Raw genomic sequence first — 13,022 nt, 5'->3', positions numbered from 1 at the left:
GCAGCCTCCCCGCGCCACCTGACAGCCCGTCCCGCTTCCCGCCGAAGCCTGCCGCCAGAGCCCGCCTTGCCGCCCCTCTTCGACTACGCCGCGCAAGCGGGTTCCGCGATCAAGGCCTTCGCGGAAGCCTCCAGCGATCTTCTGATCCAGCCGACGCTACGGCTCGGCGTCACCGGTCTCGCCCGCTCCGGCAAGACGGTGTTCACCACCGCACTGATCCACCATCTCGTGGAGGGCCACGCGCTGCCCGCCTTCGAGCCGGCGCAGGCGGGCCGTCTGCGCCGGGCGCGTCTGGTGCCGCAGCCCGACGACGACGTGCCGCGCTTCCCCTTCGAGGAGAACTTTTCCGCGCTCACCGAGGCCCGGCGCTGGCCGGGCTCGACCGACCGGATCAGCCAGCTCCGCCTGGAGATCGAGTACGAGCGCTCGGGCGGCTGGCGCTCGGGCCCCGGCACGCTGATGCTCGACGTGGTGGACTATCCCGGCGAATGGCTGCTCGACCTCGCCCTGGTCGATCAGAGCTACGTGGCGTGGTCGCGCGCCACCATCGCCGGCACCCGCCGGGCGGGGCGGGCCGAGATCGCCACGCCCTGGCTCGCGCTGATGCAGGAACTCAACCCCGCAGCCCCCCTCGACGAAGTGCTGGCCGAGCGCGCCGCCAACGCCTTCAAGGCCTATCTCGGCGCCCTCCGCGCGGGCGCGGAATCGGTCGCCACCACGCCGCCGGGGCGCTTCCTGATGCCCGGCGATCTGGCCGGCTCGCCGATGCTGACCTTCGCGCCCCTCGACCGCCTGGAGGAAACCCAGGTGCCCGGCAGCCTCGGCGCCCTGATGGAGCGGCGCTTCGAAGCCTACAAGAGCAAGGTGGTGGAGCCGTTCTTCCGCGAGCATTTCCAGCGCGTCGATCGCCAGATCGTGCTGGTCGATGTGCTCTCGGCGGTCGATTCCGGCCCGGCGGCGCTGGCCGAACTGGAGGAGGCGCTGGACGCGGTGCTGCTCGCCTTCCGGATCGGGCGCAACAGCCTGCTCTCGCGCTTCTTCGCGCCGCGGGCCGAGCGGATCATGTTCGCCGCGACCAAGGCCGACCATCTCCACCAGTCGAGCCACGACCGGCTCGACGCGCTGCTGCGCCTCCTCGTCTCGCGGGCGATGCGCCGCACCGAGGCTGCGGGCGCGCGGGTCGGCACCGTGGCGCTCGCCTCCGTCCGCGCCACCCGCGAAACCACGGTCCATGACGGCGGCGAGGTCTTGCGCGCGGTCTCCGGCACGCCCGAGGCGGGCGAGCATGTCGGCGACGAGATCTTCGACGGGTTCTCGGAGGCCGCGGTGTTCCCTGGTGAGTTGCCCGCCGACCCGCAGGCGGTGCTCGACGGCGCGGTTCCGGCGGGCTCGTTCCGCTTCCCCCGCTTCCGCCCGCCGCCGGTGAAGCCCGACGCGCTCGGCCGAGCCGGGCATCTGCCGCAAATCCGGCTCGACCGGGCCATGCAGTTCCTGATCGGGGACAAGCTGACGTGACCAACCCGCAGCGCCCGCGCGCCTTCCGCATTCCCCCCACCGACCAGCCTCCGCCGGAGGCCGCGACCGCCGACGCTTCGCCGCGGCCGGAGGTGCGCCTCGTCGACGAGCCCTACGAGATCGTGGACGCCGCCGACGGCGTTGCCGTGCCGATGGCGCCCAAGCGGCGTGCGCCCTGGCTGTCGATCCTGTTCAGCGCGCTCGGCGGCCTCGTCACCATCGCCGTCGGCCTTTCGCTGGAACGGCTGATCGCCGACCTGTTCGCCACCGCGCCCTGGCTCGGCTGGGTCGCGCTCGCCCTCCTCGCCGTCGCCGTGATCGCGCTCACGGCGATCGTTGCCCGCGAGGCGCTGGGCGTCTGGCGTGAGCGCAAGATCGAGGCGTTGCGCGAGCGCGCATTGGCTGCCCTCACGACCCGCGACCACACCGCGGCACAAGGCGTGGTGCAGGAATTACGCGGCTTCTACGCCGACCGGCCGGCGCTGGCCGGCGCCATCCGCCGGCTCGACGCGGTGGGCGACGCGATCCTCGACGTGGACGACCGCCTGGCCCTGGCCGAGGGCGAGTTGCTCACCCCCCTCGACCGGCAGGCCAAGGCGGCCATCGCCCAGGCCGCGAGCCAAGTCTCGGCGGTGACGGCGCTCAGCCCGCGGGCCATCGTCGATGTCGCCTTCGTGGTGTTCTCCGCCGCCCGGCTGCTGCGCCGCATCGCGGCGATCTATGGCGGCCGGCCCGGCCTGCTCGGCTTCCTGCGGCTCGCCCGTGCGGCCTTCGCCCATCTCACCGTCACCGGCGGCATGGCGGTCGGCGAGGGCATGCTGCATCAGGTGCTCGGTCTCGGGCTCGCCGCCCGCGTCTCGGCCAAGCTCGGTGAGGGCGTGCTCAACGGCCTGATGACCGCACGCTTCGGCCTCGCGGCCCTGGCCGTCTGCCGGCCTCTACCCTTCGTGCGCGTCAGCCCACCCACCGTCAACGACGTGGCCGGCCAGCTCTTCCGCAACAGCGAGCCCAAGGAATAACGAGATTCCAAAGGGATCATCCCCAAAGGGATCATCCCTTGGGCGGGGACCGGGGCGGAGCCCCGAAAACAAGAAGCTCCCGAGCCGTCCGGCTCGGGAGCTTCTTTTCGTTACGGCTGAGTGAGCGCGGCGATCAGCAGTCGTCGCCGCCCTTCTTCTCGCCGAGCTTCTGGTCATGGCCGGCGGCGTTCATCGCGCCAACCGTGCCCGGTGCGGCCGGCTGGTCGCCACCGGCGGTGTTCTTGGCGGAGCTGGTCTGGTCCGAGCCCGGCTTGTTGCCGACACCCTGACCGGCGCCGACATTGTTCATCGCGCCGACGGTGCCGGGCGAAGCGGGCTGCTGGCCACCCGCGAGGTTCTTCGAGCCGGCATCGGCGCCGCTGCCGGTGCTGCTGTTGGCAGAAGCGGAATCGCCGGGCGCCTTGGCGTTGGTGCTGCCGGTGTTGCACGGAGCAGCGAGCGCAGAGCCGGCGATGAAGGCAAAAGCGGTGGCGGTAGCGATGGTCTTCGTGAGCGTCACGATGGCGTCCCTCCCAAATTATCCGACCGACACTGCCGGCCGGTCTGCCCGGAGAAAGCAATTGAGGAAATTTAAGTTCCCGATTCGCCCCGGATCGAAGAAACTTTTTAGAACTGCATTCCCATCCCTAGGCCCCTGCATTTGACGGAAAATCTGGCAACTCCCTGATCGGCAATACCCTATTCGGCTCCCCGGCGGATCGGCCCGACTAAAGGGGGGCGAGAAAGCCGGCCAGCCGCATCAAGCCCTCCGGCCAGGGCCCGTGCCCGCTCTCGACGTTGATGTGGCCGGCCTCGCCGGCATCCACCAGCGCCGAGCCCCAGGCATAGGCGTAGTCCTCCGCCCGCTCGTAGGTGCAGTAGGGGTCGGTGCGGCTCGCCACCAGCAGCGACGGGAAGGGCAGCGGATCGCGCGGCACCGGTGCGAAGGCGCGCACGCTCTCGGGCAGGTCGGCGCCCGCCTCGATATCGGGGAAGGCCACCAGCAGGGCCCCGCGCACGACGCCTTCGGGGAAGCGCGGCGCCGCCTCCACCGCCGCGACGACGCCAAGGCTATGGGCGATGAGGATCACCGGCCGGGTCGCCGCCGCCACCGCCTCCGCGACGCGGGCACGCCACGCCTCGGGGTCGGGCTGGTGCCAGTCGTCCTGCGCGACGATCCGCGCGGTCTTGAGCCGGGCCGCCCAGCGCGCCTGCCAATGCTCCTCCGCGGAGCCGGCATAGCCCGGCAGGATCAGGATGTCGCAATCGGCAGTCTTCATCGGCAGTCTTCTCGGACGGGCAACGTCCTCACGCAACGGGCGGCGGGCCGCACGGGCTCCGCCGAGGGCGTCACGCGAGCCAGTCGGGCAGGCGGTCGAGGCGGATCAGGTCGTCGTAGCTCGGGCGCGGTCGCACGATGGCCGAGCGGTCTCCGGCCACCAATACTTCCGGCACAAGGCGGCGGCTGTTGTAGGTGCCGGCCTGGACCGCACCATAGGCGCCCGCGCTCATCACCGCGATGAGGTCGCCCGGCGCCACCATCGGCATCTCGCGCCCGAGGGCGAGATAGTCGCCGCTCTCGCAGACCGGGCCGACCACGTCGGCCGTCAGCCGGGGCGTGTCGGGAGCGGGCTCGCGCACCGGGCGCAGGGCGTGGAAGGCCTCGTAGAGCGTCGGGCGGATCAGGTCGTTCATCGCCCCATCGACGATGACGAAGGTCTTCTCGTCCGTCGGCTTCACGTAGATCACGCGGGTGACGAGGATGCCGGCATTGCCGGCGATCATCCGCCCGATCTCGAAGACGGGACGCAGGCCGAGCGGCCGGAAATGCGGGCGCAGGATCTCGGCCAAGGCCGCCGGATCGGGCGGGGGGGCGTTGTCGTCGCGATAGGGAATGCCGAGGCCGCCGCCGAAATCGACATGGTGCAGCCGGTGCCCGTCGGCGAGCAGGTCGCGGGCCAGTTCGCAGAGCAGGCGCGCGGCGTTGTCGAACGGGGTCAGGTCGGTGATCTGGCTGCCGATATGCGCATCGACGCCGACGATCTCGAGGCCGGGCAGCCGGGCGGCGCCGGCATAGACCGCGCGGGCGCGAGAGATCGGGATGCCGAACTTGTTGTCGGACTTGCCGGTCGAGATCTTGGCATGGGTCAGCGCATCGACATCCGGGTTCACCCGGATCGAGACCGGCGCCGTCCGCCCGCGCGCGACGGCGACCTCGGACAGGGCGGCGAGTTCCGGCTCGCTCTCGACGTTGAAGCAGAGGATGTTCGCGTCGAGCGCGGCGGCCATCTCCTCGCGGGTCTTGCCGACGCCGGAGAAGACGATGCGCTCGCCCGGCACGCCCGCGGCCAGCGCCCGGCGCAATTCGCCCTCGGAGACGATGTCCATGCCCGCGCCCTGGCGCGCGAGGGTGGCGAGCACCGCCTGGTTCGAGTTCGCCTTCATGGCAAAGCACACCAGCGCATCATCGCCCGCGAAGGCCTCCGCGAAGACGCGGTAGTGACGTTCCAGGGTGGCGGTGCTGTAGCAATAGAACGGCGTGCCGACCTCCTCGGCCAGTGCCGTCAGATCGACGTCCTCGGCATGGAGGCGCCCGTCCCGGTAATGGAAGTGGTGCATGTCAGGAGAATCCGCCGCCGCGCCCGCCGGATGGGGATCGGCGCATCCGAATGCCCCCACGCGCGGTGCGCTGTCTACGTGTCTCTCACAAAACTCCCGCTGCACCGGTAGGGCCGGAGGGGAGAGGATCGACGATCGGAAGTTCCGTGAGCCCGCCTCGATAGGGGCGAGTCCGGCGGTCCGCTACAGAAGCGGATCGAGGATGAAGGGCTCTTTCGGGATCCGGTAGCCGCGTTTCGATCCGCGGGAGGTCGTGACCGGAACGCCGTCGCCGCCTGCCGGGATCGCCGCGGCGCTCAGCTCGTCGCCGGCCTGGACGGCCTCCGGATCGGGAGCCGCGCCGCGATCACCCACCGACACCGTGCTGCCCGGCAGGCTCCGCGCCGAGGCGGGAGTGCCGGGCCGCGTCCCCGGCGCGGTCTCGGACAGGGCCGCATTCGGCGGCTCCAGGCTGCCGCGCCGGCCACAGGCCGTGCAGGCCAGGGTGAGGCCGAGCGCGATCAGGATCGAGAGGCTGACGGAAGGGGCGGGCATCGAGGTTTCCGGCGGTCTTTCCCGGCTGGGCGGTACGAGCTTAGCCGTTGGGGCCTCGCCCCGAAAGATGGGCTGCGGCGTCTCGAGCGGGACGAGGCGCGTGACATGGGAATGCCCGGCGCGCCCGCTTGCGTCGGGGGCCCGCGCGGTGGTCAGCTCTTCTTGTTGCCGCGCTGCGAATCCTTCGGAGGCGCATAGGCGTCGATCGCCCGGCGGCAGTTTTCGGAGAGCTTGGCCCAGTTGGTCTTGAAGCACTGATCGGTGGCCGGATCATCCGGGTCGAGATTGCCGCAATAGCTGAGGTAATCGCCGGTGCAGTACTTCTTGAGCGTCTCGTTGCCGCGCTTCGACTGCTGCGCCTGTGCCGGAGCAGCCAACACGGCGACCGCACCCGTGAGGGCGAGAACCAAGGGCGTCAGCTTCAAAGCCATGATGTTCGCTCGATCGCGGTTCGTGGAAAGAGATTCGTGAGAGGAGGTCCGGGCGCGATGATGCCCTCGCTTGTTCGAAACAAGGCGGGTCCGGGGCAACCGCAAGATGGTTCGGTGCTTACGGGCTCGTGCGGGGCGCTGCAAGGGACGCTCAAGGGGACGGGGGCACAGTAGGCCCCCGGCCGGCTCCGCTCGGTGCGTTTCAGCTCTCGGCGAGCGCGGGCGACGCGGCCGGAAAGCCCCCGGCCTGGGGCAGGCGGTCGCGGCGCGCCAAGGCGTCGGCGACCTCGCTGATACGGCGGCGTAGCTCGGCGGTGTCGTCGCTGCCGCGGGCGGCCAGCGCAGCCTGGGCCCCCGTCAACTCCGCGCGCAGCGCCTCGATCTCGGCCGCCGTGGAGGCAGGCCCGACGGTCTCACCCTCGGCGCCCGACGGCGCGGTCGCGGCCTGCATCCGGCGCGTCGCTTTGAGATCGTCGAGGATCGTGCGGTGAGCCTCCTCCAGGGCGTGCAGGGTGGCGAGCCCGGTCTCGCCCTCGGCCCGCGCCGCGGCGAGGTCCCGGTCGAGCCCGGCGATGCGTTCGAGGGCGCGGGCCACCTCGGCCTCGCTGAGGATGCGCGCGGCGATTGCAGCCTCGGCCTCCATGGTGCGGGTGCCGATGGCGGCCATGTCGGCGTGGTGCCGGGCGGCGATCGCCTCGGCCTTCCGCTCCAGCCGGCGCTGCACGACGGCGAACTCCGCGCGCAAATGGTCGCGCTCGGCCACGACCTCGGACACGCTCACCGGCAAGGTCGCCTCGATCCGCCGCCGGGCAAGACGGCTGGCGCGGGCGCTCACGGTCGGCAGGATCGTCAGGGCGCACAGGCTCGCCAGGAGGAAGCCGAGCCCGAAGATCATCACGGTCTCGATCACGAAGGGGCCCTCACGCCGCCTCGGCCGGGCAGGTCCGGCCGCTGCGTCTTTTGCCCGTCTTGCCCGCGCGGAGGCAAGCGCCGTGTCTTCTCTCTGGCCTCAACCGTCGGCGGGCGCTTGTCGCAGGCACGCTTCGCATCGGCGCCCGGCCCCCATTCTCCGAGGGATTGCGCCGTATCGCTTCAGGCCGCGGCCGGGGTCGCTTGGGAAAAGATCAGAACGGGTTCCAGGTCGGGCGGCCGGTGAATTTCAGGTAGCCGATATTGATGCCGAGCCGGGCGCCGACGCCGGAGCGGATCGGCACCACGATGATGCCGCCATCGGTCACCGCCGTCATGCCGAAGCCGCCGATGAAGTAGGCCGAGCCGTCGACCCCGCCGAAGCGGCGATAGAGGTCGCGCACGGCGGGCAGGTTGTAGACGAGCATCATCGTGCGCGCGCCGTCGCCGCCGACATCGAAGCCGAGCGTCGGCCCCTGCCAGTAGATCCGGCGCTGCCCGGCATTGCGGGTATAGAGCGTGCCCTCGCCGAAGCGCAGGCCGCCGACGATGGCGCCGGACGCCTCCTGGCCGAGGATGTAGCCGTTCGGCTCGCCCCAGCGCCGGGTCGCCTCCTCGACGGTGAGCGCGAGGCCGCGGGACACGCTGCCGAAGAAGCGGTGCCCGTTCTCGACCACCTCGGAGGCGCGGAACGAGTCCGGACGCACGCCGTCGTCCTGATAGGCCAGAGCCGGGACGGCCCCGGTCAGGAGGCCGCCGGACAGCCCGGCCGAGAGGCCGAGCAGGGCGGCGCGGCGGGTCGTGCCCCCCGTTCGGATGGGATCGTGCGGCATGTCGGTCTCCCTACCGGCTCCCGTGCCCGCCCTCATGCCTGCCTCGCTTGCCCGCCTCGCTTGCCGAGGCTGGCCCGGCGCTTCCCTCAGCGGAAGCGGCATCGGATCGAGGCACGCAGGGAGCGCGCAGTCTCGGGGCCGATCAAGTCAAGTTTGGGTTAACGGGCGGTTAAGCGGCCGACTTGTGCCTAGCCCGCGCCCTCAGGCGCCCTTCGGCGCATCCGCCCCTCCGGCGCGGCGCCGGTCGAAATACGACACGGCGCTCTGCTGCGGCAGGACGAGCGCGTCGCAGTAGGCGGCCGAAGCGAGGGCCGCGAAGGGGCCGTTGCGGTAGAAGCGGGCATGGTGGCCGTAGGTGATCGTGTCGCCGTCGGGCCCGACGACGCGCCCGCCGGCCATGGTCAGCACGTGGTCGCCGGCCGCAGTATCCCACTCCATGGTGGGGACGCAGCGCACGTAGATATCGGCCTCGCCCGCTGCGATCAGGCAGAACTTGAGCGCCGAGGAGGCGACCCGCCGCTCGCCGACCGGCAGCCGTTCCAGGCAGGCATCGGTGTCGCTGTCGCCGTGCAGGCGACTGACGAGGGCGACGAGCCCGTCGGCGGGGGCCGCACGCACGCGCACCGGCCGGAACGCGCCCGGCCGCCCCTCAAAGATCGGCGCCTCGCGGGCGGTGGTGCCCGCCGCCCAGGCCCGGCCGAGCCCCGGCGCCGCCAGAGCGGCGGCGATCGGGCGATCGCCCTGGATGAGTCCGATATTGACGCAGTATTGCTCGTTGCCGGCCAGGAAGTCGCGGGTGCCGTCGAGGGGATCGACGAGGAAGAACAGCGCGGCGGGCTGCGCGGTGCCGGAGGTCTCCTCGGCGATCACCGGGATGCCGGGGAAAGCGTGTCTCAGGGCCGTGACGATCAGCTCTTCGGAGCGGGTGTCGGCGAGGCTCGCCGGTGAGCCGTCGGGCTTGATGACATGCGGGCAGTCGCTGCCGTGATAGCCCTTCAGAATACGCCCGGCCTCGCAAGCGATTCCGGCAAGCTGCTCCGCGATGGCGTCCCGCATCGCGGCCGGAACGGGAGCCGTCAGGGACGCCGACGGGGCGGCCGGAATGGAAACGGGGGCAGTCATCGCAATGTCTTCAATGAACGAACGAGGCTTGTCGATCCGAGTCTTGAGCAAATCCGGTGCGCAAGCCTGCGTGATCCGCTCCCCATGAGCGCCGGTTGCGGCGAATTGGGGACATCGGCGCGCTCGCGGCGGCCCTCACCGCGAAATGAGCGCCGCAATGGGGATCGGCGATCCGCCGTGGCGCACGACCGGCGAACCGGACGGATTGATGTCGCGGCTTTCCAAAGCGGCCGCCGGTGACTATTCGCTTGGCCCTATCCGGTGCCCGCCGCATCCAAGGGGGCAGGCCACCGCCGCGATCGACGACACCTCGCGACACCACTTTCGACAGCCGGTTTCGACAACCGGGAACGGAGCGCGCCATGAGCGGTACCAGCAGCCTCACCCTCGACGCCCTCGATCTCTCGGCTTTGCTGTGCTCGCGGGTGTGCCACGACGTGATCAGCCCGATCGGCGCGATCGTGAACGGGCTCGAAGTGCTAGAGGACGACGACGACCCCTCGATGCGCGAATTCGCCCTCGAACTGATCCGCAAGAGCGCGCGCACCGCCTCGGCCCGGATCCAGTTCGCCCGGATCGCCTTCGGCGCGGCGGGCTCGGCCGGCGCCTCGATCGATCTGGCCGATGCCGAGAAGGTCTCGAAGGCTATGTTCGCCGACGAGAAGACCCAGATCGCCTGGAGCGCACCTCAGGCGCTGTTTCCCAAGAACAAGGTCAAGCTGCTGCTCAACCTCGTGGTGATCGCGTCGAGCGCGATCCCGCGCGGCGGCCTGATCGACGTGGCGGTGACCGGCGGCGGCGACGCCCCGCGCTTCGTCCTGCGCGCCAAGGGCAGCCATGCGCGCATCCCGCCCCATGTCGAGGGGCTGATCGCCGGCACGCCCGAGGGCGGCACCGTCGACGCCCACGGCATCCTGCCGTTCTATGCCGGCCTCGTCGCCCGCGCGGCGGCGATGGACGTGCGCTTCACCATCGACGGCGACGAAGTGACGGTCACCGCCACGCCGACCGAGGCCGCGGTCGGGCTGCCCGGTGCCCCTGCCCCCAGCATCGAGGACGAGCGCCCCTCCGACAGCGCCCCGCCGGACACCCAGCTCGCCTGACACATCACGCGCTTGGGGCGGCTGACGCCCCAATCAGCGCGCGGGAAAGCAACAGGAGGCGGGTCCGCGCAGATTCTTGCGGGCCTCTTCTCAAAACAATTGTGAAGTCGGCCCCGTCCTCAACGCTTCAATAACTTTCCGAGGCGAGAGTGCTCGTCGCACGTCCCTTAGTGCGCGTAGACGAGTACCCCCCATGGACGATCTGCTTCGCGAGTTTCTGGTCGAGAGCGCCGAGCATCTGGACACCGTCGACGCGGAGCTGGTCCGTTTCGAACAGGACCCAAATAACCAGCAGATCTTGCGCAACATCTTCCGGCTCGTCCACACCATCAAGGGGACGTGCGGGTTTCTCGGCCTGCCGCGCCTCGAAGCGCTGGCGCACGCCGCCGAGACCCTGATGGGGCGCTTCCGCGACGGCTATCCCGTCAGCGGCGCCTCGGTCACGCTGATCCTGGCCACCCTCGACCGCCTCAAGGCGATCCTGGGCGACTTGGAGGCCACCGGCTCCGAGCCGGCCGGCGCCGACGACGACCTGATCGGGGCCCTGGAGAAGATGGCCTCCGAGGAAGTGCCCGCTGCCGCCGCGCCGCCGCCCCTGCCGGAGCTGCCGCCGATCGTCGAGCGCGAGCTCAAGCCCGGCGAAGTCACGCTGGACGATCTCGAGCGGGCCTTCATGGAAGCCCCCGGCCCCGACGACTTCGCCGCCATGGACGCCCCGGCACCCGCCTTCGATGCCGGCGAGCCCGCATTCGACAGCGCGCCCGAGCCCGCGGCTCCCGTCCAGGCTCCGGAGCGTCCGGCGGCCGCTCCCTCCGCCGAGGGCGGTGAGAGCGCGGTGGCTGCCAAGGTGCAGACGATCCGCGTGAACGTCGACACCATCGAACATCTGATGACGATGGTCTCGGAACTGGTGCTGACCCGCAACCAGCTCCTCGAGATCGCCCGCCGCCACGAGGATTCCGGCTACAAGGTCCCGCTCCAGCGCCTCAGCCACGTCACGGCCGAGCTGCAGGAAGGCGTGATGAAGACGCGCATGCAGCCGATCGGCAATGCGTGGCAGAAGCTGCCCCGCGTCGTGCGCGACCTCTCGGCCGAACTCGGCAAGGGCATCGACCTCGTGATGTCGGGCGCCGAGACCGAGCTCGACCGCCAGGTGCTCGACGTCATCAAGGACCCGCTCACCCACATGGTGCGCAACTCGGCCGACCACGGCATCGAGGCCACCAAGGAGCGTCTCAAGGCCGGCAAGCCGGCCCGCGGCTCGATCCGCCTCTCCGCCTATCACGAGGGCGGCACGATCACGATCGAGATCGCCGACGACGGCAAGGGCCTCGACCTCGCCGCGATCCGCAAGAAGGCGGTCGAGCGCAACTTCGCGCCCGCCGCCGACATCGAGCGGATGACCGACGCGCAGGTCGCGAAGTTCATCTTCCACGCCGGCTTCTCCACCGCCAAGGCGGTGACCTCGGTCTCCGGCCGCGGCGTCGGCATGGACGTGGTCAAGACCAACATCGAGACCATCGGCGGCGTGGTCGACATCGCCACCGAACTCGGCAAGGGCACCACCTTCACCATCAAGATCCCGCTGACGCTCGCCATCGTCTCGGCGCTGATCGTCAAGGCCGGCGCGCAGCGCTACGCCGTGCCGCAGATCGCGGTGCTGGAGCTGGTGCGGGTCGATCCCAAGGGTGACAACACCAGCGCGAACTCGATCGAGCGGATCTACGGCGCCCCGGTGCTGCGCTTGCGCGAACGGCTCCTGCCGATCGTCACCCTCGACGGGCTGATGCGTGGGCAGGCGACCGTCGAAGAGGGCGAGATCGTCGAATCCGGCTTCGTGGTGGTGGCCCAGGTCGGCCGGCAGCGCTTCGGCGTGCTCGTCGATGAGGTCTTCCACACGGAAGAGATCGTCGTGAAGCCGATGTCGTCGAAGCTGCGGCACATCCCGCTCTTTGCCGGCAACACGATCCTCGGCGACGGCGCCGTGGTGCTGATCGTCGATCCCAACGGCGTCGCCAAGCTGGTGGGCCAGAGCGCACAGTCGGGCGCTGCGACGGACACGGAATCCGAGGAGGTCGAGGCCGGCGATGCCAAGGCGACGCTCCTCGTGTTCAAGGGCGGGGCCGGTGGCTTCAAGGCGGTGCCGCTCTCCCTCGTCACCCGCCTCGAGGAGATCGACGCCTCGAAGATCGAGCATCTCGGCGGGCGTCCGCTGATCCAGTACCGCGGCCGTCTGATGCCGCTGGTGCCGGCCGATCCCACGATCGCGATCCGCTCCGAGGGCAACCAGGCGCTGGTCGTGTTCTCCGACGGCGACCGGGCGATGGGCCTCGTCGTGGACGAGATCGTCGACATCGTCGAGGAGCGCCTCGACATCGAGATCTCGGCCGACCGCTCCGATCTCATCGGCTCGGCGGTGCTGCGGGGCCGGGCGACCGACATCATCAACATCGCCCACTTCCTGCCGCTGGCCTACGACGACTGGGCGCGGGGCCCGCGCAAGACGGTGGTCAAGGCGCCCTCGCTCCTGCTCGTGGACGACTCGGCCTTCTTCCGCGACATGCTCACCCCCGTGCTCAAGGCGGCGGGCTACAACGTGACGACCGCGTCCTCGGCCGAGGAGGCGCTCACCCTGCTCGTGAACAATGCCGCCGTCGATCTCGTGGTCAGCGACCTCGACATGCCCGGCCGCAGCGGCTTCGAGCTCGTCGCCGCCATGCGCAAGAGTGGCGGGCGGCTGGCCGAGATGCCGGTGATCGCGCTCACCGGCACGGTCGCCCCCGATGCCATCGAACAGGCGCGGCGCCTCGCGATCAGCGATCTCGTCGCCAAGTTCGACCGCAGCGGACTGCTCGCGGCACTCGCCGAGATCGGTGAAGCCGCCCAAGCGGCCGACGCCCGCGCCGCCGCCTGAATCACGAACGGACCGGAAGAGGA

Annotated in this window: 12 protein-coding genes; 4 read left to right on the top strand and 8 right to left on the bottom strand. The window is 70.6% G+C overall.

Annotation, left to right across the window (positions count from 1 at the left end; all coding sequences use genetic code 11):
- Nucleotides 1-66 precede the first annotated feature (66 nt).
- A complete protein-coding gene (locus ASF53_RS23720) occupies nucleotides 67-1,515 on the top strand; it encodes a YcjX family GTP-binding protein (RefSeq protein WP_056204776.1) in 1,449 nt (482 codons plus the stop codon).
- Nucleotides 1,512-2,534, top strand: coding sequence for a YcjF family protein (locus ASF53_RS23715; RefSeq protein ID WP_056204773.1), 1,023 nt, complete (start codon nucleotides 1,512-1,514; stop codon nucleotides 2,532-2,534). The genes ASF53_RS23720 and ASF53_RS23715 overlap by 4 nt, the downstream gene beginning before the upstream one ends.
- A 133-nt stretch (nucleotides 2,535-2,667) precedes the next feature.
- Here ASF53_RS23715 and ASF53_RS23710 read toward each other — a convergent pair whose 3' ends face one another.
- From ASF53_RS23710 to ASF53_RS23675, 8 genes are all read right to left on the bottom strand, one after another.
- A complete protein-coding gene (locus ASF53_RS23710) occupies nucleotides 2,668-3,054 on the bottom strand; it encodes a hypothetical protein (RefSeq protein WP_056204770.1) in 387 nt (128 codons plus the stop codon).
- Between the two features lie 208 nt (nucleotides 3,055-3,262).
- A complete protein-coding gene (locus ASF53_RS23705; RefSeq protein WP_056204767.1) occupies nucleotides 3,263-3,814 on the bottom strand; it encodes an RBBP9/YdeN family alpha/beta hydrolase in 552 nt (183 codons plus the stop codon).
- A 70-nt stretch (nucleotides 3,815-3,884) separates the two neighbouring features.
- The gene (lysA, locus tag ASF53_RS23700) at nucleotides 3,885-5,153 is read right to left on the bottom strand and encodes a diaminopimelate decarboxylase (protein ID WP_056204764.1); all 1,269 of its coding nucleotides are present in this window, start codon (nucleotides 5,151-5,153) and stop codon (nucleotides 3,885-3,887) included.
- 183 nt (nucleotides 5,154-5,336) lie between these two features.
- Nucleotides 5,337-5,687: a hypothetical protein gene (locus ASF53_RS23695; protein ID WP_056204761.1), complete on the bottom strand. Its 351-nt coding sequence runs from the start codon at nucleotides 5,685-5,687 to the stop codon at nucleotides 5,337-5,339.
- A gap of 152 nt (nucleotides 5,688-5,839) precedes the next feature.
- Nucleotides 5,840-6,118, bottom strand: coding sequence for a hypothetical protein (locus ASF53_RS23690; RefSeq protein WP_003597646.1), 279 nt, complete (start codon nucleotides 6,116-6,118; stop codon nucleotides 5,840-5,842).
- 202 nt (nucleotides 6,119-6,320) lie between these two features.
- Nucleotides 6,321-7,013, bottom strand: coding sequence for a hypothetical protein (locus ASF53_RS23685; RefSeq protein ID WP_056204895.1), 693 nt, complete (start codon nucleotides 7,011-7,013; stop codon nucleotides 6,321-6,323).
- A 229-nt stretch (nucleotides 7,014-7,242) separates the two neighbouring features.
- Nucleotides 7,243-7,860 (bottom strand): DUF1134 domain-containing protein, encoded by a 618-nt coding sequence (locus ASF53_RS23680; RefSeq protein WP_056204758.1) that lies wholly within the window; start codon nucleotides 7,858-7,860, stop codon nucleotides 7,243-7,245.
- A gap of 201 nt (nucleotides 7,861-8,061) precedes the next feature.
- Nucleotides 8,062-8,982 carry a 3'(2'),5'-bisphosphate nucleotidase CysQ family protein gene (locus tag ASF53_RS23675; RefSeq protein WP_056204756.1) on the bottom strand — a complete coding sequence of 307 codons (921 nt, stop codon included), beginning with the start codon at nucleotides 8,980-8,982 and terminating at the stop codon, nucleotides 8,062-8,064.
- 362 nt (nucleotides 8,983-9,344) lie between these two features.
- Between ASF53_RS23675 and chpT the strand changes: the two genes are divergently transcribed.
- Together chpT and ASF53_RS23665 are read left to right on the top strand one after the other, a co-directional pair.
- Nucleotides 9,345-10,085, top strand: a complete 741-nt coding sequence (gene chpT / locus ASF53_RS23670; protein ID WP_056204752.1) for a histidine phosphotransferase ChpT — start codon at nucleotides 9,345-9,347, stop codon at nucleotides 10,083-10,085.
- Nucleotides 10,086-10,278: 193 nt separating this feature from the next.
- Complete coding sequence (locus ASF53_RS23665; RefSeq protein ID WP_056204749.1) at nucleotides 10,279-12,999, top strand: hybrid sensor histidine kinase/response regulator; 2,721 nt, start codon at nucleotides 10,279-10,281, stop codon at nucleotides 12,997-12,999.
- Nucleotides 13,000-13,022 lie beyond the last annotated feature (23 nt).

The organism is Methylobacterium sp. Leaf123, from assembly GCF_001423405.1.
GTDB lineage: Bacteria > Pseudomonadota > Alphaproteobacteria > Rhizobiales > Beijerinckiaceae > Methylobacterium.
Note: the sequence above shows the minus strand (reverse complement) of the source record. Positions and strands in the feature narration are given on the sequence as shown.